Annotated in this window: 16 protein-coding genes; 9 read left to right on the forward strand and 7 right to left on the reverse strand. The window is 67.8% G+C overall.

Annotation, left to right across the window (positions count from 1 at the left end; all coding sequences use genetic code 11):
• The first annotated feature begins 104 nt into the window (after window positions 1-104).
• Window positions 105-1115, forward strand: coding sequence for an alpha/beta hydrolase (locus ACK4MH_RS12805; RefSeq protein ID WP_409718978.1), 1011 nt, complete (start codon window positions 105-107; stop codon window positions 1113-1115).
• On the opposite strand, the gene ACK4MH_RS12810 is transcribed toward ACK4MH_RS12805, so the two are convergent.
• A complete protein-coding gene (locus ACK4MH_RS12810; protein WP_409718980.1) occupies window positions 1112-3979 on the reverse strand; it encodes a PAS domain S-box protein in 2868 nt (955 codons plus the stop codon). The genes ACK4MH_RS12805 and ACK4MH_RS12810 overlap by 4 nt on opposite strands.
• Window positions 3980-4730: 751 nt before the next feature.
• Here ACK4MH_RS12810 and ACK4MH_RS12815 point away from each other — a divergent pair.
• From ACK4MH_RS12815 to ACK4MH_RS12830, 4 genes are all read left to right on the forward strand, one after another.
• Entirely contained in the window at window positions 4731-5918 is a 1188-nt protein-coding gene (locus tag ACK4MH_RS12815) for a TonB family protein (protein WP_409718982.1), read from the forward strand.
• A gap of 44 nt (window positions 5919-5962) precedes the next feature.
• Complete coding sequence (locus ACK4MH_RS12820) at window positions 5963-7003, forward strand: ABC transporter substrate-binding protein (RefSeq protein ID WP_409718984.1); 1041 nt, start codon at window positions 5963-5965, stop codon at window positions 7001-7003.
• Between the two features lie 95 nt (window positions 7004-7098).
• The gene (locus ACK4MH_RS12825) at window positions 7099-7983 is read left to right on the forward strand and encodes a hypothetical protein (RefSeq protein ID WP_409718986.1); all 885 of its coding nucleotides are present in this window, start codon (window positions 7099-7101) and stop codon (window positions 7981-7983) included.
• Window positions 7980-9095 carry a DUF2336 domain-containing protein gene (locus ACK4MH_RS12830; protein ID WP_409718988.1) on the forward strand — a complete coding sequence of 372 codons (1116 nt, stop codon included), beginning with the start codon at window positions 7980-7982 and terminating at the stop codon, window positions 9093-9095. The genes ACK4MH_RS12825 and ACK4MH_RS12830 overlap by 4 nt, the downstream gene beginning before the upstream one ends.
• 200 nt (window positions 9096-9295) lie before the next feature.
• On the opposite strand, the gene ACK4MH_RS12835 is transcribed toward ACK4MH_RS12830, so the two are convergent.
• The 3 genes from ACK4MH_RS12835 to cysK form a co-directional block, all read right to left on the reverse strand.
• Window positions 9296-9733, reverse strand: coding sequence for a MucR family transcriptional regulator (locus ACK4MH_RS12835; RefSeq protein ID WP_135194080.1), 438 nt, complete (start codon window positions 9731-9733; stop codon window positions 9296-9298).
• A gap of 151 nt (window positions 9734-9884) precedes the next feature.
• Complete coding sequence (locus ACK4MH_RS12840; protein ID WP_409718990.1) at window positions 9885-11105, reverse strand: DUF2336 domain-containing protein; 1221 nt, start codon at window positions 11103-11105, stop codon at window positions 9885-9887.
• Window positions 11106-11147: 42 nt separating this feature from the next.
• Window positions 11148-12128, reverse strand: a complete 981-nt coding sequence (gene cysK, locus ACK4MH_RS12845) for a cysteine synthase A (RefSeq protein ID WP_409718992.1) — start codon at window positions 12126-12128, stop codon at window positions 11148-11150.
• A gap of 148 nt (window positions 12129-12276) precedes the next feature.
• On the opposite strand from cysK, the gene ACK4MH_RS12850 reads away from it, so the two are divergent.
• On the forward strand, window positions 12277-13596 hold the full coding sequence (locus ACK4MH_RS12850; protein ID WP_409718994.1) for a sensor histidine kinase: 1320 nt from the start codon (window positions 12277-12279) through the stop codon (window positions 13594-13596).
• A gap of 8 nt (window positions 13597-13604) precedes the next feature.
• Here ACK4MH_RS12850 and ACK4MH_RS12855 read toward each other — a convergent pair whose 3' ends face one another.
• Window positions 13605-15530, reverse strand: a complete 1926-nt coding sequence (locus ACK4MH_RS12855; protein WP_409718996.1) for a methyl-accepting chemotaxis protein — start codon at window positions 15528-15530, stop codon at window positions 13605-13607.
• Window positions 15531-15673: 143 nt separating this feature from the next.
• Between ACK4MH_RS12855 and ACK4MH_RS12860 the strand changes: the two genes are divergently transcribed.
• Entirely contained in the window at window positions 15674-16858 is a 1185-nt protein-coding gene (locus ACK4MH_RS12860; RefSeq protein ID WP_409718998.1) for a carbohydrate porin, read from the forward strand.
• 4 nt (window positions 16859-16862) lie between these two features.
• Here ACK4MH_RS12860 and ACK4MH_RS12865 read toward each other — a convergent pair whose 3' ends face one another.
• Window positions 16863-17345: an Lrp/AsnC family transcriptional regulator gene (locus ACK4MH_RS12865; RefSeq protein WP_409719000.1), complete on the reverse strand. Its 483-nt coding sequence runs from the start codon at window positions 17343-17345 to the stop codon at window positions 16863-16865.
• A gap of 84 nt (window positions 17346-17429) precedes the next feature.
• Here ACK4MH_RS12865 and ACK4MH_RS12870 point away from each other — a divergent pair, with 84 nt between their 5' ends.
• Together ACK4MH_RS12870 and ACK4MH_RS12875 are read left to right on the forward strand one after the other, a co-directional pair.
• The gene (locus tag ACK4MH_RS12870; RefSeq protein ID WP_409719002.1) at window positions 17430-18338 is read left to right on the forward strand and encodes an EamA family transporter; all 909 of its coding nucleotides are present in this window, start codon (window positions 17430-17432) and stop codon (window positions 18336-18338) included.
• A 63-nt stretch (window positions 18339-18401) separates the two neighbouring features.
• The gene (locus ACK4MH_RS12875) at window positions 18402-19235 is read left to right on the forward strand and encodes a hypothetical protein (protein WP_409719004.1); all 834 of its coding nucleotides are present in this window, start codon (window positions 18402-18404) and stop codon (window positions 19233-19235) included.
• A 2-nt stretch (window positions 19236-19237) separates the two neighbouring features.
• Here ACK4MH_RS12875 and ACK4MH_RS12880 read toward each other — a convergent pair whose 3' ends face one another.
• On the reverse strand, window positions 19238-20731 hold the full coding sequence (locus ACK4MH_RS12880) for a methyl-accepting chemotaxis protein (protein ID WP_409719006.1): 1494 nt from the start codon (window positions 20729-20731) through the stop codon (window positions 19238-19240).
• Window positions 20732-20744: the final 13 nt, after the last annotated feature.

Consider the following 20744-nt stretch of genomic DNA (forward strand, 5'->3'; position numbering starts at 1 on the left):
CCCCTCGGCCGCAAGACGCCGCAGGCCAGCGCCAACGCAAGCACATCCGCCCCGCGCCTGAACCCGCCGTAGGCCCTCGGGACAAGCCCGAGGGTGACGGTTTCATGGCGCTTGAAACCAAATCCGCCGCCGCACACTCAAGCTTCATGACCCTGCGCACCCACCTCGTCGAGTTCGCCCCGCCCCAGCAGGCGGCGGTGCGGCGGATCAACGCCGTCCTGGCCCGCGCGCCGCGCCTGCGCACCGACGGCTGGCGGATCGATGCGGGCCAGCGGCTGTCGCTGTGGCTGGACGCCGCCGCCGGGCGGGTCACGGTCCCGCGCCTCAGAAAGCGCGGCGTCACGGTCGAGATCATCCAGACCGACGGCGACCATCCCGTCCCCTTGCGCATCCTGCATCCCGTCGGCACGCCCCGCGCCGTCATTCTGGACATCCACGGCGGCGGCTGGGTGCTGGGCAGCGCGGGGCTGAACGACCGGCTGAACGCGCATCTGGCGCACCACGGCTTCTGCGTCGTCTCGGTCGATTACCGCCTGCTGTCCGAGCGTCGCCAGATCTACATCGACGCCGCCATCGCCGACTGTTTAGCCGCCGCCTACTGGACCGTGACCAATGTCGACCGGCTGGGCGCCTCGACCCTGTTCCTGACGGGCGAATCCGCCGGGGGCCATCTGGCGGCCCTGACGGCGGTGGCCCTGCGCGACCAGGGGCTGATCGACCTGGTGAAGGGCTGCGTCTTCACCTACGGCGTCTTCGATCTGTCGGGGACCGAGAGCGTGCGTTCGGCCGGGCCCGAGACCCTGCTGTTCAACGGCCCGACCATGCGCGCCGACCTGGCCCGGCTGGCGCCCGACCGCGACGAGGCGGGCTTGCGCCGGCCCGACGTCTCGCCCCTCTATGCCGACCTGACCGGCCTGCCGCCCGCCCTGTTCATCGCCGGCGAGGACGACCCCCTGTTCGAGGACAGCCTGCTGATGGCGACCCGCTGGGGCGAGGCGTCGGAGGCCGACCTGATCCGCGTCCCCGAGACCCCGCACGGCTTCCTGCATTTCGGCGGCCCGGCGGCTCGGGGCGCGCGCGCCGCCATCCGCCACTGGCTGGGCGCCCGGCTCTAGCTCTCGATCAGTTCGCGGATCCGGCTGCCCAGAGCCTCCATCCCGAAAGGCTTGGTCATCACGTGCATGCCGGGGTCCAGATGCCCGTTGCCGACCACCGCATTCTCGGCATAGCCGGTGATGAACAGCACCTTCAGGTCCGGCCGCTCCAGCCGCGCGGCGTCCGCCATCTGACGCCCGTTCATTCCGCCGGGCAGGCCCACGTCGGTGACCAGCAGGTCGATCCGCGCCTCTGAGTTCAGCAGCTTCAGACCCGCTGCGCCGTCCGAGGCCTCGATGCACTGATAGCCCAGCTCGTGCAGGATCTCGGCAACCAGCATCCGCACCGTCGGCTCGTCGTCCACGACCATGACCGTCTCGCCGGCCTGGGCGCGCGGGGCCTGTTCGACCTCGGGAACGGCTTCGCCCTCGTCCACCGCACCGTGGTGACGGGGCAGATACAGGCACACCATCGCCCCCTGACCCGGCTCGGAATAGATCCGCACCTGGCCGCCCGACTGGCGCACGAAGCCATAGATCATCGACAGCCCCAGCCCCGTCCCCTCGCCCAGCGGCTTGGTAGTGAAAAAGGGCTCGAACGCGCGCGCAACCACGTCCGGCGCCATGCCGCCGCCGGTGTCGCTGACGCAGATGGAGACATACTGGCCGGGGTCCAGGTCCTGGGCCTTGGCCGTGCGCGCGTCGATCCAGCGATTGCCGGTCTCGATGGTCAGCCGCCCGCCGTCCGGCATGGCGTCGCGCGCATTGATGCACAGGTTCAGCACCGCGTTTTCCAGCTGATGCGCATCGATCAGGACGGGCCACAGGCCGGTGCTGGCGACCACTTCCAGATGGACGCTCGGCCCCGTCGTGCGCCGGATCAGGTCCTCCATTCCGCGGATCAGCCGGTTGGGATCGGTCGGCTTGGGATCCAGCGTCTGACGCCGCGAGAAAGCTAGCAGCCGGTGTGTCAGGGACGCCGCCCGCTTCGCCGCCCCTTGGGCCGCTGCGGTGAACCGTTCGACATCGCCATACCGACCCTGGGCGATCCGATTGGTGATCAGCTCCAGACTGCCGCTTATCCCCGCCAGCAGATTGTTGAAGTCGTGGGCGATGCCACCGGTCAGTTGACCCACCGCCTCCATCTTCTGGCTCTGGCGCAGCGCCTCCTCGGCCTTCATCAGGGCGCTGGTGCGTTCGGCGACCTGGTCTTCCAGCGTCTCGTTGAACCGGGCCAGTTCGGCCGACTGGCGACGCAGTTCCTCAATGTCGATATTGGAGCCGACCCAGCGGGTGATCCGGCCCTCCTCGTCATGGACCGGCTCGGCCCGCACCATGAAGGTGCGATAGACCCCGTCGTGGCGAAGGATGCGGAACTCCGCCTCATAGACCTGACCGCTCGCCAGGGCCTGCGACCAGCGCGCAGTCGCCTTCTCCCGGTCATCGGGATGGACGATCTGGCCCCACCCGTCCGTCCCGTCCAGCGCGCCCTCGATCAACCCGGTATAGGCATAGACCTGGGGGTTGAACCAATACAGCGACCCGTCGGCCCAGCTGGCCCATATCTGGTTCGGCGTGGCCTGGGCGAAGACCCGGAACTGGGCCTCGCTGTCGCGCAGGGCGGCCTCGCTGCGGGCGCGCTCGGTCGCCATCCGCACCCTTTCGGCCACGTCGCGCATCAGCTGAAGGTCGCTGTCGGTATAGTGACGCGCCGTCGCATGGTTGACGAACACCAGGGCCACGACCCGGCCCTGTTCCATCAGCGGCATGTTGACGAACGATCCGGCGCTGATGGCCTTCAGGGCTTCGGCGGTGTCCGCCGTGCGGGGATCGCGCGTGACGTCGTCGATCGCCACCGTCTCCCCGCGCTTGATGTTCTCGATGTAGGATCCATAGTCACGGAAGGACAGGACGCCGGCCAGGCTAGTCACCCCCGGCTGGTTGAAGTCGCGTGCGATGGTGATGGTCTCGGCGAGCGTATCTATCGTACCGTAGCCCGCGCGGCTGACGCCCATCGTCTGCGCCAGCACCTCGGCGGACGCCTGGGCGATTTCCTCGGCGTCGGTCAGGTCGCGGATGGCGTCGTTCAGCTCCAGCAGGGCGTTCTGGCGCGCCTCGCTCTGTTTGCGCTCGGTGATGTTGTTGAACAGGATCGCGACCTGATAGGCGCCCGGCTGGCCGATCCTCAGCGCCTGCACGTCATACCAGCGGCCGAAGATGTCGGCGGGGTTTTCAAACCGCGCCGGCTCGCCCGTGCGCGCGACGCGGCCGTACAGGTCGAACCAGTGCTGCTCCAGCCCCGGCGCGATCTCGCTGACCCATTTGCCGTAAGGATCGACCAGGCCCGTCATCTCCTCGAAGGCCTGGTTGCCCTCGACGATACAGTAATCGATGGGGCGATCCGCCTCGTCGAACTTCATTTCGATGACGCAGAACCCCGTCGCCATGGCCGCGAACAGGGCGCCGTATCGCGACTCGCTCGCCGCCAGGGCTTGGTCGGCGCGGTGGCGATCCGTGACGTCCATGCCCTGGATGAAGACGCCCCAGACCTGACCGTCCTCCTTCAGGGGCTGGAAGACGAAATCGACGTAGCGGTCCACGACGTCGCCGCCGGGCTCGGCCTGAACGGCGTAAAGCGCGCTGTCGGCCCGGTGCGCCTCGCCCGTGCGATAGACCTGATCAAGAAGGTCCAGATAGCCCTGCGCCACGGCGTCGGTCAGCATTTCGGCGACCGTCCGCCCGATCACCTCGCGATGGCCGATGACCTTCTGATAGTTCGGATTGGTCAGCTCGAACCGATGCTCGGGTCCGGTGACCAGCGCCATGAACCCCGGCGCATGGGCGAACATATGGGCCAGCTGGCCGCGATTGATACCGTTAGACAAGGCGTGGCCAGACCCGGTGATGGACAAACATTTCCCCCAAGGACTCTCATCCGCTGATCACAGAACCCAAAGCGCGCCGGGCGGTTGCAGCGCAATGTGTCCGCCGCCGAACATAAGCCCGCATCATCGTCTTCTTGTGGACAAGACAAACCGCTGATCCGCCAAAGCGAATTTGATCCGTCCACCGATGTTCACAGGCTTGTCCACCGCCGCCGGGCCAGTCGTGCACATCGGGGCGAGATAGGGCGCTTGCCTCATAGCCGCTTTCGTCCGAACGTCAACAGGCCAAGGGACACGGCGGCGCGGAAATCCAGGGGAGACCCCGGACATCAAGCGAACCGGCCCGGCTCTCCGACCCGGCGCGATCGGGCGATCTTCGGATCGTAACGTGCGACAGGCGGGATCCAGGCTCCAGTCCTCGACGGTCTTCGGATCGACGAGGGACGAGAGAACCGGATCGGGATCGACGGACGACGCGGACGCAATGCCGTGGGACGCCCAAGACCAGGAGCGCGACAGGACAAAGCCGACCGCCCTTTCGGGTTCGCTCGAAACGGCGCTGACGCCAAGGCCCTGACCCGAACGGCCAAGTCCAACCCGGACTTGGCGAGGGGACGAAGAGCACGGGCTTGCCCGCACGCTTCGTCCCCTCGCTCAATTGGGCGTCGCTCAACTCGGGGGTTGAGTTCACAGACTTGCGCTAGACAGCCGCTCCGACATCTGCATCCATACCGTGCAGTTGGAGACAGTCATGCGTGCAATCCAGACCGCGTTTTGCGCCTTCGCCGTCGGCGTGATTTCAGCGGGTTCGGCCCACGCCGATCAACAGCCCGAGTATGTCGGGCCGCCCATCATCACCCCGACGCCTCCACCCCCTCCGGTCGCCGTCAGGTTCGGCGCTCTGGGCCAGCCGGTCGAGAACACCGTCCTGCGTCTGCCCGAAACGGAATCGACGTGCGAGGGCCTTGCGGTGCAGCCCCTCTACAGCGAGACCCTGCCGGCGCAACAGGCCGCACGACAAGGCGAATCTGACCCCGAAACGGTCCTGGCGTTTTCCGTCGCGGGGGACGGGCGAACGGTCGATATCCGGCCCGCCGACGCAGCGCCTATAGCCTTCGCCAATTTCCAGGCTAGCCTCGCCGTCTGGCGCTTTCCTGCGCGGGCACGAAAGGATTGCCGCCTGACGATCCGCTGGCGCAGTGTTCGACTGGACGAGGCCGAGACGCCGGACCTGCTGAACTATTTCGCTATCAACCGCGATCGGGGCGCCCTGCGCGACGCCGTGGCGAAACGCTTGGGCGGAGAGGGCGCCGACTGCGGCGACCGGTTCGGCGGCCGCCAGCCGGACACTGTCGTGTTTCCCGACTTCGAAAAGGGGCGCAAGCCCGCGCCCGGCGGTCGCAGCTGGTCCGTGACCCGATGGAACATCGACGCCGAAGGCCGCGCGACCGACGTCGAGACCATTGGCTCGTCCGGCGATGCCGACCTGGACTCCGAGGCTCGTCGCGCGACGGCAGAGACGCGGATGCGTCCCGGCCCGGCCAGGAAAGGCTGCGTCTACAACCTCTATCGCTCTGGCGAGACCTTGGCGGCTCCACCCGTGACGCCGGAGGATCAGCGTGAAGACCCGCTGCAGCAATGCCCGGCGACCATCGGCGACCGGTTCTCCGTTCGCGCCAATCCCGTGTTTCCGACCGTCTTCCGCGATCGCTCGGTCGAGGGCTGGGCGCTGATACGCTTCGACATCGCCCCCTGGGGCCAGATCGGCAACGCGTCGGTGATCGAGGCCCAGCCGGCCGCTGCCTTCGGCGTCGACGCCCTGCGGCTGGTGCAGACCAGCCAGGCCACGCCGGGGTTCGAGGCCGGCGTCCGATGCGTGGTTCCGGTACGCTACAGGCTTCAGGACACCGACAAGCCTATGGACGCGGATCAGAACTGAACCCGCGCCTTCCCAAGGCCCCTATCCCCCCGTAAGTCAGGCGCATGACTATGCTGAGGAATCGCCTGCTGACCCGCCGCCGCGCTCTGATCGCGGGCGGTGCGGCCGTGGCGGCGGGGGCCGTGGGGCTGCGGGCCTGCGGACGGGTCGAGGCGCCGGTGGACGAGCAGGGTCGCGTGCGCCTGCGTTTCGCCACCGACTGGCGCGCCCAGGCCGAACAGGGCGGCTTCTATCAGGCCCTGGCCAGCGGGGCCTATGAGAAGCGCGGGCTGAACGTCCAGATCGTCCAGGGCGGTCCCGGCGTGAACGTGCCGCAACTGCTGGCCTCGGGCGCGGTCGAGCTGGGCATGGGCTCCAACAGCTTCATCCCCCTGAACCTGGTCGCGGCCGGCGCCCCGGTGAAGGCCGTCGCCGCCTTCTTCCAGAAGGATCCCCAGGTCCTGATGGCCCATCCCGATCCGGCGCTGGAGACCATCGCCGACCTGACCGGCCGACCCTTCCTGCTGGCCGACACGGCGATCAACACCTTCTGGGTCTGGCTGAAGGCCCGCTACGGCTTCACCGACGAGCAGCTGCGACCCTACGCCTATGACCCCGCCGCCTTCATCGCCAACACGCGCGCGGTGCAGCAGGGCTATCTGACCAGCGATCCCTACGCCATCGAACAGGCGGCCGATTTCGACCCGCGCGTCTTCCTGATGGCCGACGAAGGCTATCCCTCCTACGCCGCCATGGTCCTGGCGCCCAACGCCTTCGCCCGCGACAATGCGGCGGCCCTGCGCAGCTTCATCGCCGCCTCGGCCGAGGGGTGGCGCGACTATATCCGGGGCGACGCCTCGGCCGCTGACGCGCTGATCCGCAAGGACAACCCGGACATGACGCAAGCCGTGCTGGACCAGGCCCGCGAACGCTTACGCGACTACGCCATCGTCGACGGCGGCGACGCCGCACTCTACGGCCTGGGCGCCCTGACCGAGGAGCGCTGGCAGGCCTTCTTCGACGTGACCTCCCAGGCCGGCGTCTATGAGGCGGACCTGAACTGGCGCGACGCCTTCACCGACAACTATCTGCCCGGTCGCGGCTGACACGCCTTCGTTGTCGCAACCGGCCGTGGCGTTAGCGCGGGATTAAGTGGTCGAACCCTAGTGTGCGGGCTGCAATTCCTTACCGGAGAGCCGCCTTGCGCAGCGCCCTCGTCCTTTCGACCGTCCTGACCGCCGCCAGCCTCGTGGCCAGCGGCGCTGTCGCCCAGCAGGCTTCCACCAATCCGTCCGGCCTGCGCTACCTGTCGTGGCCCGGCAAGCCGCCGGTCGCCGCCCGATCCGCCCCGAGCCCCGCCCCGAGGCCCGCCGTAACGCAGCCGGAGGCCCCGCAGCCGACCGTCGTCGCCGCCAACCGCACCATCCCCGGCGCCATTCCCCTGGCCCGCCTGGCGCCCGCGCCCTCCGCCGCCACACCGCGCAGCAACGGCCTGACGCCCGCCAGCGCCTGGATGGGCCAGCCTGCCCCCGCCCCGACGCAGGCCGCCCCCGTTCAGTCCACCCCTGCCCCCTACACCCCCGCGCCTCAGCCGCAGGCGCCCGAGCCGGTCCAGAGCCAACCGCAACCTCAACCGCAAGCCGAGGCTGCCCCCACGCCCGCCCCGCAGCAGACGGTCCAGGCCGCGCCCGAACCCCAGCCGCAACCCCAGCCGCAACCGGCCGAAGCCGCCGCGGTCGCCGACCCCATGGCGCCGCGCCGCGACGCCCCCATCTATCGCCTGCAACGGCCCCAGGCCGGCGTCCCCCTCGACGGCGCCGCCGTCACCGCCAATCAGCAGGCGGCCCAGATGGCCCCGACCGGCGACAACAGCGCCCGCTATTATTCCGTCCACCGCCAGGCCGGCCGTCACCCCGACGCCATCCAGGCCCCGCAGCAGACCTATCTGGACGCCCTGCCGGTCGAGATGACCCAGACGCCGCGCTCGAACGATCTGGCCCAGCCGGACGGCCCGCCCGCCCTGATCCGCAACGCCAACGGCTCCCTGCGCGCCGTGCCCCAGACCGAAGCCGACAACCTGCCATGAGCGATCAAGTCGTGATCGAACCTGCCGTGATCCCCGGCTCGCGCTTGCCGCAGCTGATCGCCCTGGCCGGCGAGGAATCCAGCGAGAAACGCCGCCTGCTGCTGCGCGAACTGACCGATCACTTCTTCGGCGTTCCCGACCACAACGCCAACGAGACCGATCTCTACGGCTCGGTCCTGGCCAAGCTGTCCGACGAGATGGAGCTGGCGGTCCGCGCCGAACTGGCCGCCCGTTTCGCCGAGGCGCCCAACGCCCCCCACAGCCTGATCCGCCGCTTCGCCGACGACGAGCTGGAGGTCGCCGAACAGGTGCTGCGCGCCTCCAGCGTCCTGACCGACGAGGACCTGATCCACGTCGTGCGCCGGCGCGGCCAGGGCCATCTGCGCGCCGTGTCGGAGCGGGCCACCGTGTCCGAGGCCGTGTCCGACATCATCGTGGAACGCGGCGACGACGACACCCTGGACGCTCTGTTGCGCAACGACGGCGCCCGCCTGTCGCGCGCGGCGTCCGAGACCGCCGTCGAACGCGCCAAGGCCAATCCGGCCCTGCACGCCGCCACGGTCGAGCGCCAGAGCCTGCCCGCCGACCTGCTGAACGAGATGTATTTCGTCGTCGAGGCCCGGCTGCGTCACCAGATCCTGGAACAGAACGCCCGCATGGACCCCGACCTGCTGGAGGCGGCCCTGGCCGCCGGCCGCACCCGGGTCGCCACCGACGACGGCGCCCTGCCCGCCGACTATGCCGAGAATTTGGCCTATGTGGACGAGCTGAAGGCCGCCGGACAGCTGACGCCCCAGGTGCTGATCCGCTTCCTGCGCTCGAACGGCCGCACGCCCTTCTTGATCGCCCTGTCGAAACTGGCCGACATCGACTTCCACACCGCGCGCGGCATCGTCGAGCGCAAGGACCTGGACGCCCTGTCGGTGGTCTGCAAGGCGGCCGACATGGACCGCGCCATCTATCTGACCTACGCCGTCGCCGTCCTGGGCTCGGAAGACAATCCGATGGGCAAGGCCGCCGCCTACGGCCGGATGTACGGCGAACTGACCCGCGACGCCGCCCTTCGCACCCTGCGCTTCTGGCGCATGCGCCGCAGCGCCCAGGCGGCCTGACTGGAAATCTCCCTCCCCTTCATGGGGAGGGACGGCGAGGACGCAGTCCGAGCCAGGGTGGGGCAGTCAAAAGCCCGCTCTTGCCCACTCGACCCCACCCCGATCGCTGCGCGATCACCCCTCCCCATAAAGGGGAGGGAGAAAGCAAAAACGCCCGCCTCCTTTCGGAAGCGGGCGTCCTTTTACCGAAAAAATCCGGCTTATTTCTTGGCGCGCGCCGTCGTGGCGGCGCGGGCGGGCTTGCGGCCGCCCTGGCCCAGGCCCATCGACTTGGCCAGTTCCGAACGGGCCTTGGCGTAGTTCGGGGCGACCATGGGATAGTCTTTCGGCAGACCCCATTTGGCGCGGTAGTCTTCGGGGCTCATGTCGTATTTGGTGCGCAGGTGGCGCTTCAACGACTTGAACTTGCGACCGTCTTCCAGACAGATCAGGAAGTCAGGCGCGATCGACTTGCGGATCGGCACCGCCGGCTCCTTGGGCTCGGGCTCAGCTTCGACCGGACCATTGGAAACGCCCGACAGGGCGGCGTGAATATTGGAGATAAGCGCCGGCAGAGCGTCTGCCGAGACGGAGTTGTTGCCGACATAGGCCGACACGATGTCCGCAGTCATCTCCAGCAGTTCGGGCTTATCTTCCATTATCGACATCGCTTTCATGATCCATGTGCGCTCGACTGATTCTCCAGTCGAGTCATCCTCACATCCTGATAGAGTTGTTTTGGCCTGAAAGCAAACACGCGCCAAAGCGGTGCGATATGCACGTAGATACGCGTATCTCTAGTGGTTAGGATCAGCGACCGAAGTCTTCGGCCAGCACCATCATCGCCGCGCGCTCGGGCGCCGAATATTCGTCGACAGCATCGTCCTCGCCGTCACGGATCGCCCGCAACAGGCTGGGCGTCAAAGCCGACGACAAAGACCAGTTCCAGTATCGCAACACCGTCTGCGCCCGGTCGACCGCCAGCATCTCATAGGTGATCTGCACCCGCTCCCAGTCGGGATGGATCTTGCCGTCCGCCAGGGTCTCGGGCCGACGCATCGATCGCCACAGATTGGTCAGGTCCACACGCGACATCCCCGTCGCCTTGCACAGGATCGCCAGAGGCTCCCCGCCCGGATCGCCCAGAAGCTTGGCCCCCGTCAGCGGCTTGACCCCCGCCAGGAAGGCGATTTCCGACGCCGTCTCGCGCGTCAGCCCGTCGCGCGCGGCGACCATGACGGCCTGTTCCAGACTGTCGAACGGGCTCTTTTCAATGGCGGCGCGGTTGCGTTGGCGCCGCTCGATGAACTGCAGCGCCTTGCGCGCCACCGGATCGGCCCAGCCCTCTTCGGCGGCCATGGGGAAGACGTCCTCGGACGCCTCCTGCATGACTTCGCGCGACACGGCGAACCGCTGCAGGATGGTGCGACGATCCTCAGAGGCGCACCACCAGAACATGACATAGGCGCCCGACGGCCTCAGCTCGGGCCGTTTCAGCAGCAGACCGCACAGACCCGGCGACTGACGGCTCAGGCCCACCACCGTCTCTATCCCGACCTGCGACAGCCGCGCGGTCTTGTTGCGCAGAACCGCCTCGATCACCTCCATCTCGCCGAAGGAGAACAGGGTCTCGGTGGCGATCTCGGACAGATTGCGCCGCGCCGCGATCAGCAGGCGATGCTCGAAACTGGCGTCGCGCGCACAGCCGACGATATCGGCGTCGCTCAACGACGCGCACTGTTCGATCAGCAGACCGGCGATCTCCGGCTCGTCGCGCAACAGGATGCGCGCCACGCTGTTGGGCAGTTCGGCCAGCGGCGCCAGGCGCGAGGCGACCCGCCGACGCTCCTCGCGCGACGCCAGACGCAGCATCTCGACCAGCAGATCGCCGGTGACCGCCCGCTCGAAAGCGTTGATCCGGCTGGCGGGAAGGGACACGACATCGGCCAGCCGCTTCAGCAGCGCACGGCGTGCGCGCAGCGGCATCTCCGGCGTCGCCTCTTCCCCCATCATGGCTGACAGTTCGCCCATTCGCCCAGTTTAGGCGCCAGCGGTTAACCGGGCGTGAGCCGCCTAAAGTCCTTCGAAAAGGGCCGTCGACAGATAGCGTTCGGCGAAGGACGGGATGATGACCACGATGGTCTTGCCCGCATTCTCGTCCATAGCGGCAAGCCTGAACGCTGCGGTCAGGGCCGCGCCCGAGCTGATGCCGACGGGGATGCCTTCGACGCGGGCGGCCTTGCGCGCCATGTCGAAACTGTCGTCGTTCGAGACCTGTTCGACCCCATCGACCACCGACGGATCGTAGATGGCGGGCGTGAAGCCGGCGCCGATGCCCTGGATCTTGTGAGGGCCGGGCGCGCCGCCCGACAGGACGGGCGAGGCCTCCGGCTCGACCGCGATCATCTTCACTGAGCCCTTCTTCGCCTTCAGCGCCTGACCCACGCCCGAGATGGTGCCGCCGGTGCCGACACCGGCGATGACGATGTCCACCGCCCCGTCCGTGTCGTTCCAGATTTCCTCGGCCGTCGTGACCCGGTGGATGGCGGGGTTGGCCAGGTTCTCGAACTGCGACGGGCTGACCGAGTTCGGCGTGGTCTCCAGCAGTTCCTGCGCCCGCGCGATGGCCCCCTTCATCCCCTTCTCGGCAGGGGTCAGCTCAAGCTGGGCGCCCAGCAGGGCCAGCATCTTGCGCCGTTCGATGGACATGCTCTCGGGCATGCACAGGATCAGCTTCAGCCCCTTGGCCGCCGCCACGAAGGCCAGGGCGATGCCGGTGTTGCCGCTGGTCGGTTCGACCAGGACCGTATCCTTGTTGATCTTGCCCGCGTCCTGCAACGCCTCGACCATGGCGACCCCGATCCGGTCCTTGACCGAGGCGATGGGGTTGAAGAACTCCAGCTTGGCCAGCACCGTGGCCTTGGCTCCATACTCCGCCGACAGACGCGGCAGCCGCACGATGGGGGTGTCGCCGATGGTGTCGACGATCGAGTCATAGACCTTGCCCCGGCCCTTCTTCAGGTGGCGGGACGCGTCGTAGCTGAAGTCGGTCATGGGGGAAGTCTCCGTGAATTTGTGGCCCGCAAAAGATAAGGCCTCGCCGCACGGCGCAAGGGGGCGAACGCGATCATTTCTGCGCGACCCTTTCAGAGCGGCTATGTAGGCCTATATGACGCGGTCGCGCGAACCGAGATTTTCTCCCTTGCCCCACACCCGCCCGCCTTCCGACACCGGCCTGACGCCAGAGATCGCCGAACTGGTCGCGGAGGTGTGGGCCGATACGGCCGCAGAGACCCAGATCCGCATGGACGAACCGGTCGCGCCCAAGGTCGAGGCGCCCCCGGCGACCGAGACCCGCTCGACCGCCGACGAGCTGCGCTATCGCCTCAAGCAGCAGTCGCTGCTGGCGCGGTTCGGCGAGGTGGCCCTGCGCGAGCGGGACCGCCAGGCCCTGCTCGACGCGGCCTGCGAGGTTTGCGCCGACGGGCTGGAGACGCCCCTGTCCAAGGTGCTGATCCACAACGAGGCGCGCGACCGCCTGGTCCTGGTCGCCGGCGTGGGCTGGAGCGGCGAGGTCGAGGGCCGCGCCTCGCTGGGCGTCGAGCTGGATTCCCCGGCCGGCTACGCCTTCCAGACCGGCAAGCCCCTGATCTCGAACCATTTGGACATCGAAGACCGGTTCAAAACGCCCAAACTGCTGGCCGATCACGGGGTGCGCCGCGCCATCAACGTGCTGATCCGGCCCGACTTGGACGGTGAACCCTGGGGCGTGCTTGAGGTCGACAGCCCCGAAGAAGGCCAGTTCGACGCCCGCGACGCCCTGTTCCTGGACGCCTTCGCCGCCGTCGTCGGCGCCGCCATCGCCCGCCAGCAGACCGAGCAGCGGCTTTTGGCCGCCATCGAACACCAGGCCCTGCTGACGCGCGAGGTCAGCCACCGCGTCAAGAACAGCCTGTCCCTGGTCTCCAGCCTGCTGTCGATGCAGGCGCGCGGCGCGGCCTCAGACGACGTGCGCGCCGCCCTGGCCACCGCCGGCGCGCGCATCCAGGCCATCAGCCAGGTCCACGATCAGCTGTGGCGCGGCGCCGACGTCCAGACCGTGATCCTGTCCGACTTCCTGTGCCAGCTGTGCGCGGCCATCGACACCGGCAGCGATCGTCACGTCATCACCTGCGAGGCCTCCGACGCGCCGCTGGGCGCCGACATCGCCATTCCGCTGGGCCTGATCGTCAACGAACTGGTCACCAACGCCATCAAATACGCCTATGGCCCCGACGGCGGCGGCATCACCGTGACCGGCCGGATCGCGGACGGACGCCTGACCGTGACGGTGGCCGACCAGGGCAAGGGCTTCGACCTGATCGCCGCCCGCAGCGACCGCAGCCTGGGCATGCGCGTGATCGACAGCCTGGTGCGCCAGATCGGCGGCACCATCGTGAACCAGGCCCCACACTCCGGGAAAGACGCCGGGGAAGGCGAAGGCGTCGGCGCGATCCTGGTGGTCGAGGCCTCGGCGACCTAGGTCCGCCCCTAGAACTCTTCCCAGCCGTCGGCCTGCACCGTCGGCGCCAGGGCGGCGCCGCCGCGACCCACCGTCTTCATCGCCGTGACCGTGCGCTGTGCGGCGGGTGCGGCATGTCTCGCCGGGGCCGGCCGCGCGGCCTGGCCTTGAGGCGCGCCGACCTGGAACCGAGCCACGGCCGCGTTCAGGCTGTCGGCCTCCTGCGACAGGGAATGGCTGGCGGCGGTGGATTGCTCGACCATGGCCGCATTCTGCTGGGTCATCTGGTCCATCTGGTTGACCGCCGTATTGACCTCCTGAAGGCCCGTCGCCTGTTCGGCGGCCGAGCCAGAGATGTCGGTCACCAGGGTTTCGATCTGGGCGACATGGGCCGCGATCCGCTCCAGGCTCGCGCCGGTTTCGCCGACCAGACGCACGCCCGATCCCACCTGGTTCGCGGACTGGGTGATCAGGGACTTGATCTCCTTGGCGGCCTGGGCCGATCGCTCGGCCAACGCCCGCACTTCGGAGGCGACGACGGCGAAGCCGCGACCGCTGTCGCCCGCCCGCGCGGCCTCGACCCCGGCGTTCAGGGCCAGCAGGTTGGTCTGGAAGGCGATCTCGTCGATGACGCCGATGATCTGGCCGATCTCGTTAGACGACCGTTCGATCTCGCCCATGGCCGTGATGGCGTCGCGAACGACGTCGCCGCTCTTGTCGGCGTCGCCGCGGGCCGCCTGGACGGCGCCGGCGGCCTGGACGGCGCCCGCAGCGGTCGCCCGCACGGTGGCGGTGATCTGGTCCAGGGCGGCGGCGGTCTCTTCCAGAGACGCAGCCTGTTGTTCGGTGCGGCGCGACAGATCGTCGGCAGCCTGGGCGATCTCTCCGGCGCCGGCGTTGATGGCTCCGGCGTTGAAGGCGATCGAGCCGATGGCCTCCTGAAGCCCGTCCAGGGCGGCGTTGAAGTTGGAGCGTAACTGCTCATAGGCGGCGGGGAAGGGCTGGACGATCCGGTAGGTCAGATCGGCGGCGGCCAGCGCCTCCAGACCCTGGCTCAGGCCGGTCACGACCGTGGCCTGCTCGCGAGCGGAGGCCTGACGCGAGTGCTCGCCGGCGATCCGGTCCTCGTCCTCCTTGAGGCGCTGCTGTTCGGCCTGGGCCGCCTCGGCCTCGGCGCGTTTGACGATCAGCGCCTGAATGTCGACCACGGCGCGGGCGATGTCGCCGACCTCGTCCTTGCGCCGCGCCTCGCTCAGTTGCACCTCGGTCTTGCCTTGGGCCATGGCGCGCAGGTCTGCGGTCAGCCGCCGGATCGGCGCGACCACGCCGCGCGTCCCGCCCAGGATCAGGCCCAGGCTGATCAGCAGGCTCAGGATCACAGCCCCGATCATGACCATTCGACCACTGGCCGCCGACGCCTCTGCGGCATCGTGGTTGCGCAGGGCCTCGGCCTCGATCTTGTCGGCCGCCGCACCCATCGCGGTCTCCAGCGTCGTGAACTGGGTCAGGAAGTCGGGCATCAGCCGCTGCGCCTCGGCGGTATCGCGCCCGGCGGCGTCGATCACATTGCCCGCCGCCTCGACATAGGTCGTCAAGGGCGCGTCCACCGACTCCAAGGCCGCCTTGATTTCCGGGTCCGTCACCAGGGCGGTATTTTCCGCCACCGATTTCTCAAAGATCGCACGGTGTTCGGCCAAGGCTGCTCGAACATCGTCCAAGGCGACCCCGTTGGCCGGATCGGAAGACAGCAAGGCCGCGAACACATCCGCCCGCAAGGCGTCATGCATCATGTCGGCCTGCATATGGTTGCGCAGAATGTTGGACGACTCCGAAGCCTTGTCCAGCGCATCGCCCAACTGGGTGTTCATCATCAGGCCGACACCCGCCGTGCCGACGGAGAGCAGCAGAACGCCGATGCCGGTCGCCGTAACCTTCTTGCCGATCGTCCAGATCATCTTCGTTATCCCCTGCGCCCCATCGTGAAACACCGGTACATGAATTCTGGTTAACGGTTTGTTCGCCTTGGCACTCAGCGCGTAAGCGCGATATTCACCTTCTCGGATTACACCGGTCTGCAACACAGAACGGATGTATGGCCATGCAGAACGCTAAGCCCACGACTACGACCCCTCTTTTCGCAGCGGCCGCTCTTTGCGCCTTCTGCATCGCCGGACCGTCCGCCGCCCGCGTCGTCGATCCAGCCTGGACGGTCTCGGCGGAATACACGGCCGATGTTTCCGGCGTGGTCTCGGGCGGCGTCTCGCGCGCCGGCCGCTACCTGGACAATCTGTCGGTCGCGCTGGACGGCGACCTGGAACAGGCCGTCGGCTGGCGTGGCGCACGGCTGCATGTGTCGGGCCTCTATAACGGCGGCGGCGAGCCGAACGCTCTCGCCGGCACCCTGCAGGGCGTCGACAACATCGAGGTGGGCGCCCAGGGCGCGCGACTGTTCGAGGCCTGGATCGAACAGGACCTGGGCGGATCGGCCTCGCTTCTGGCGGGCCTGTACGACCTCAACAGCGAATTCTACGCCACCGAGGCGTCCGGCCTGCTGATCGCGCCGCCGTTCGGCATCGGCTCGGAACTGGCCTCGACCGGCCCCAACGGCCCGGCCATCTTCCCGTCGTCGTCGCTGGCGGCGCGGCTTCGCCTGGGCGACAGCGACGCCCTCTACGGTCAGGTTGCGGTCGTCAACGCCGACGCCCGGACCCTGGGCGACCACGGCGGGGTGGACACCACCCTGGACGAAGGCGTGCTGGGCATCGCCGAGGCGGGCGTCGGCGGCCCCGTCCGCTATGCGTTCGGCGTCTGGCGCTATGATCAGCGTCAGGAGGACATCCGCGACCTGACCCCCGCCGGCGACCCCGACCACAGCCGGGCCCAGGGCGCCTATGCGCTCGCCGAGGGCCGCCTCTACGGCGCGGCCGACGGTCTGCAGATCGACGCCTTCGCCCGCCTTGGCCTGTCGGACGGCGACACGACGGATTTCAAGGGCGGCTGGCAGGCCGGCGTCCTGATGCGCCAGATCTTCGCGTCACGGCCTGAGGGTCAACTGTCCTTCGGCCTTCATCAGGGATGGCTGTCGGGCAAGGCGCGCGCCAATTTCGCCGACGCCGGCCTGAATCCCGGCCGCCACGAAGAGGGACTGGAACTGACCTATGCCGACACCATCGGCCGGTTCGGCATCCAGCCCGACATCCAGTTGATCCGCAATCCCGGCGGTCTGCGCGACGCCGACAATGTGGTGGTCGTGTCGTTGCGCGTCACCGTGCCCCTGTTCTGAGGCCTCAACGCTCCAGCACCGCGCGGCCCGGATCGAAGCCGACAACCTCGCGGATCACGATCATGCTCTTGAAGCCGCGCACGCCCTTTTCGGGGATCAGTTCGCGGATGCCGAAGGCCTCGTAGTCCTGCATCGAACGGACGGCGACGGTCAGCAGATAGTCGGTCTCGCCCGTCACGTCCCACGCGCCCTGGACCTCGGGACTGGCCTTCATGGCGCGCTGAAAGGCGTCCATCACCCCGCGATCCTGGGTGTTCATCTCGACCTGGACATGAAGGACGATGCGCGGTTCGACCCGGGCGGGATCGATCACGGCGACATCGGCGGCGATGACCCCTTCGGCCCGCAGACGACGCAGCCGGCGCAGCACGGCGGATTCCGACAGGCCCACCGCCTCGGCCGTCACCCGCGCCGGCTCCAGATTGTTGCGTCGGACCCGCGCCAGCAACCGATGGTCGAAATCGTCGAGGGTGACGAAATTCGTCATTGCATGGCCTTTCGTGACGATTTCAGGCGCATTCAAGCGGAAAATCGCCGGGAAGCGCAAGCCGCATTAGAGTAGTTTTACGCCATGACTTCCGTGGCCCTGAAACAGCACCTGACCTCGCCGCTAGCGATGCGCCTGATCCCCTATCTGGCGCTGTTCGCGGGCATGGTGACGCTGGCGGGCGGCACCTCCTTCGCCAAGACCCTGTTCCCGATCATCGGGGCGGAGGGGACGTCGGCCTATCGCGTAGGCATCTCGGCCCTGGTGCTGGTCGCGGTGTTCCGGCCGTGGCGGTTCCGTCTGGCCCGCGCGGACCTGGGCGCCATCGCCCTGTATGGCGTCGTCCTGGGGGCGATGAACCTCAGCTTCTACATGTCGCTGCGGACCATTCCGCTGGGTCTGGCCATCGCCATCGAGTTCATGGGGCCGCTGACCCTGGCCCTGATCCATTCGAGGAAGCCCATCCATTTCGTCTGCATCGGCTTTGCGGTCGTGGGCCTGGGCCTGCTGCTGCCGCTCAAGGCTGGAGCGGGGGCGCTCGATCCGGTCGGCATGGCCCTGGCCGCCTTCGCCGGCCTGTGCTGGGCGCTCTATATCGTGTTCGGCAAGCGGCTGTCGCACATCCATGCGGGCCAGTCGGTGGCGCTGGGCATGACTGTCGCGGCTCTGGTCGTCGTGCCTTTCGGCGTAGCCCATGCGGGCGCGGCCTTGCTGAACCCGGCCATCATCCTGGCAGGGATTGCGGTCGCGATCTTCTCCAGCGCCCTGCCCTATTCGCTGGAGATGGTGGCCCTGCGCAGCATCCCCAAACGCACCTTCGGCGTGGTGCTCAGCGTCGAACCGGCGGTCGGCGCCCTGGCCGGCCTTTTGATCCTTCACGAACACCTGACCGGCCAGCAATGGCTCGCCATCGCCGCCATCGTCGTGGCCTCGGTCGGGGCGATTGCGACGACGCGCGAACCCAAGATCGCGGTGGAGCCCAGCGCGCCCTAGTTCACGCGAACTCCACGGCAGATTGCGCTTGAACGTCATCACCTCAAAAGCGATGGACGCTCTATGAAAGAGTTTGCAATCCCTGGGCAGGAAGTCGCACGCTGGTTGCAGCAAGAGACATCCGATCTGACGCTTCTAACTGGCGCCCTCTTTGACGATGGAGTTAGCGAGACGGCGTGGGAAATCGCCTCAGCCTCTACGGAGGGCTTGATCCTTGTCCACCCGGAAAGCGGCGCCCGACGGCCGATTTCCACACGTAACCTTGCCGGCGGCGCAGTGATCACATCCAGCTCCGCCGCCCCCCTGGCCGTTGCCGTTCTCCAAGCCAGAACGCCGTTGGAACTGCAAATGGCTGAACTTCGCCCCTACCTGACCGGCGATCTATCCACGCCCTTGGACGCTCCGCGAATTCTGGCCGTCGTAAAGGACTGGCAAGAGGGTCGTCTTCCAGACGACGACACGAGAATGCTTCAGGCCCAGCTTCTGAAGGCCAATCGCCAATGGCGGCTGGGCGCCCGTATCGCCGGTGATTGGTGGAAGGCCGTTCAGTCTCTCCCCTCGCCACCCGCAGACATCGTTATTCACTTTGCGCGTTTTCTTCGAGAGACCCGCGAGCACAGGGCCGCACTGAACCTGATCGAAGACTTCATGGGTCGCAGCCCCACGATCAGCCTCAATCAACGCATCAGCCTGGAAAATCAGAAGGCCGCCCTTTGCGCTGACATTTTCGAGCACCGATCAAAACGTCGAGACGATCGCTATCTTGAACAAGCAAACCGGGTCGCACGTCACGCCTTCGGTCTGGCCCAGAATCCCGATGCTGATCCGAGGCTGGTGGAGTCGGTGCGCAGTATCTTGAAGCGCCTTGATAGCCTTAGTGCTGGGCTTTCTAACTAGACTCAGAACTCCTCCCACTCCTGGGCAGGTGCCGACGCCGCAACCCCGCCTCCCGTATAGGCGCGGATGCGGGCGCGTTCGCGGGCCAGGGGGACGGGGCCGGAACCTGACAGGTCGTGGACCCGCGTCTGCGCCGGTGCCTCGCCCGTGTCGAACCGCTCGACCAGTTGGGCCAACTGCTCGGTCTCGGTCTTCAGGCTCATGGCGGCGGCCGTGGTTTCCTCGACCATGGCGGCGTTCTGCTGCGTCACCTGATCCATCTGGTTGACGGCGCTGTTGACCTCGCCGAGGCCCGTCGCCTGTTCCTGGGCCGAGGCGGCGATCTCGCTGATCAGGGCGTCAATCTCCGCCACCTTGACCGCGATGGCCGACAGGGCCGACCCCGTCTCGTTGACCAGTTGCACCCCTTGCGCCACCTCCTGGCCCGAGGTGGTGATCAGGGTCTTGATCTGTTTCGCCGCCTCGGCCGAGCGCTGGGCCAGGGCCCGCACCTCGGACGCGACCACCGCGAAACCCCGTCCCATCTCGCCCGCCCGCGCCGCCTCGACCCCGGCGTTCAGGGCCAAGAGATTGGTCTGGAAGGCGATCTCGTCGATCACGCCGATGATGTCGCCGATCTCAGTCGAGCTGCGCTTGATGCCGTCCATGGCGGCGATCGCCTGACGCACCACCTCGCCGGATCGGTCGGCCTCGGCCCGTGCGCCCACGGCGGCCGATGAGGCCTGTCTGGCGCCGTCCGCACTGCGTTTCACCGTGGCGGTGATCTGATCCAGGGCCGCCGCCGTCTCTTCCAGACTGGCGGCCTGCTGTTCGGTTCGGCGCGACAGGTCGTCGGACGCGCTGGAGATTTCGCTGACCCCGCCTCTCAGGCCCGCAACGGCCTGCAACGCCTGACCCAGCGTCTGACGCAGGCTTTCGACGGCCGCGTTATAGTCGTCGCGCACCCGGATGTGGGCGCCCTGCACCGGCGCATCGATCCGCGCCGTCAGGTCGCCCGCCGACAGCCGCGCCAAGGCGCCGGCCAGGGCCTCGACCAGCAGGTTCTGCGCCTGCTCCGCCTCGATCCGTTGCGTCTCTCGGCGCGCAGCCTCCTGCTCCTCGGCCGTAATGTCGATGGCCAGCTTGATGACTTTCGTCGGCCGCCCATCGGCGCCAAAGACCGGGTTGTAGGAGGCCTGCAGCCAGACCTCGCGCCCGCCCTTGGCCAGCCGTCGGAACTTGCGCGCCAGAAACTGGCCCGCGTTAAGATCACGCCAGAAGGCCGCGTAGTCAGGCGACGCCACCCTTTCCGGGTCCACGAACAGACGGTGATGGACGCCGCGGATTTCCTCCAGCGTGTACCCCATCGTTTCCATAAAGTTCTGGTTGGCGTCGATGATGGTGCCGTCCAGATTGAACTCGATCACCGCTTGGGACCGGCCGATGGCGGCCATCTTGCCGTCCAGGTCGATCAGCCGGTTCTGCAAATCCGATGATTTAGGTTTACGCGCGAACATAGGCACAACCTCT

Origin of the sequence: Brevundimonas sp. (genome assembly GCF_046295075.1) — a bacterium.
GTDB lineage: Bacteria > Pseudomonadota > Alphaproteobacteria > Caulobacterales > Caulobacteraceae > Brevundimonas.

Excerpts from the sequence above, each read along its gene's own strand:
- cysK (WP_409718992.1), bottom strand. The coding sequence starts at position 12,128 with ATGACCGACTTCAGCTACGACGCGTCCCGCCACCTGAAGAAGGGCCGG.
- ACK4MH_RS12860 (WP_409718998.1), top strand. The coding sequence starts at position 15,674 with ATGCAGAACGCTAAGCCCACGACTACGACCCCTCTTTTCGCAGCGGCC.
- ACK4MH_RS12820 (WP_409718984.1), top strand. The coding sequence starts at position 5,963 with ATGACTATGCTGAGGAATCGCCTGCTGACCCGCCGCCGCGCTCTGATC.
- ACK4MH_RS12855 (WP_409718996.1), bottom strand. The coding sequence starts at position 15,530 with ATGATCTGGACGATCGGCAAGAAGGTTACGGCGACCGGCATCGGCGTT.
- ACK4MH_RS12815 (WP_409718982.1), top strand. The coding sequence starts at position 4,731 with ATGCGTGCAATCCAGACCGCGTTTTGCGCCTTCGCCGTCGGCGTGATT.
- ACK4MH_RS12840 (WP_409718990.1), bottom strand. The coding sequence starts at position 11,105 with ATGGGCGAACTGTCAGCCATGATGGGGGAAGAGGCGACGCCGGAGATG.
- ACK4MH_RS12865 (WP_409719000.1), bottom strand. The coding sequence starts at position 17,345 with ATGACGAATTTCGTCACCCTCGACGATTTCGACCATCGGTTGCTGGCG.
- ACK4MH_RS12870 (WP_409719002.1), top strand. The coding sequence starts at position 17,430 with ATGACTTCCGTGGCCCTGAAACAGCACCTGACCTCGCCGCTAGCGATG.
- ACK4MH_RS12830 (WP_409718988.1), top strand. The coding sequence starts at position 7,980 with ATGAGCGATCAAGTCGTGATCGAACCTGCCGTGATCCCCGGCTCGCGC.
- ACK4MH_RS12835 (WP_135194080.1), bottom strand. The coding sequence starts at position 9,733 with ATGGAAGATAAGCCCGAACTGCTGGAGATGACTGCGGACATCGTGTCG.
- ACK4MH_RS12805 (WP_409718978.1), top strand. The coding sequence starts at position 105 with ATGGCGCTTGAAACCAAATCCGCCGCCGCACACTCAAGCTTCATGACC.
- ACK4MH_RS12880 (WP_409719006.1), bottom strand. The coding sequence starts at position 20,731 with ATGTTCGCGCGTAAACCTAAATCATCGGATTTGCAGAACCGGCTGATC.
- ACK4MH_RS12875 (WP_409719004.1), top strand. The coding sequence starts at position 18,402 with ATGAAAGAGTTTGCAATCCCTGGGCAGGAAGTCGCACGCTGGTTGCAG.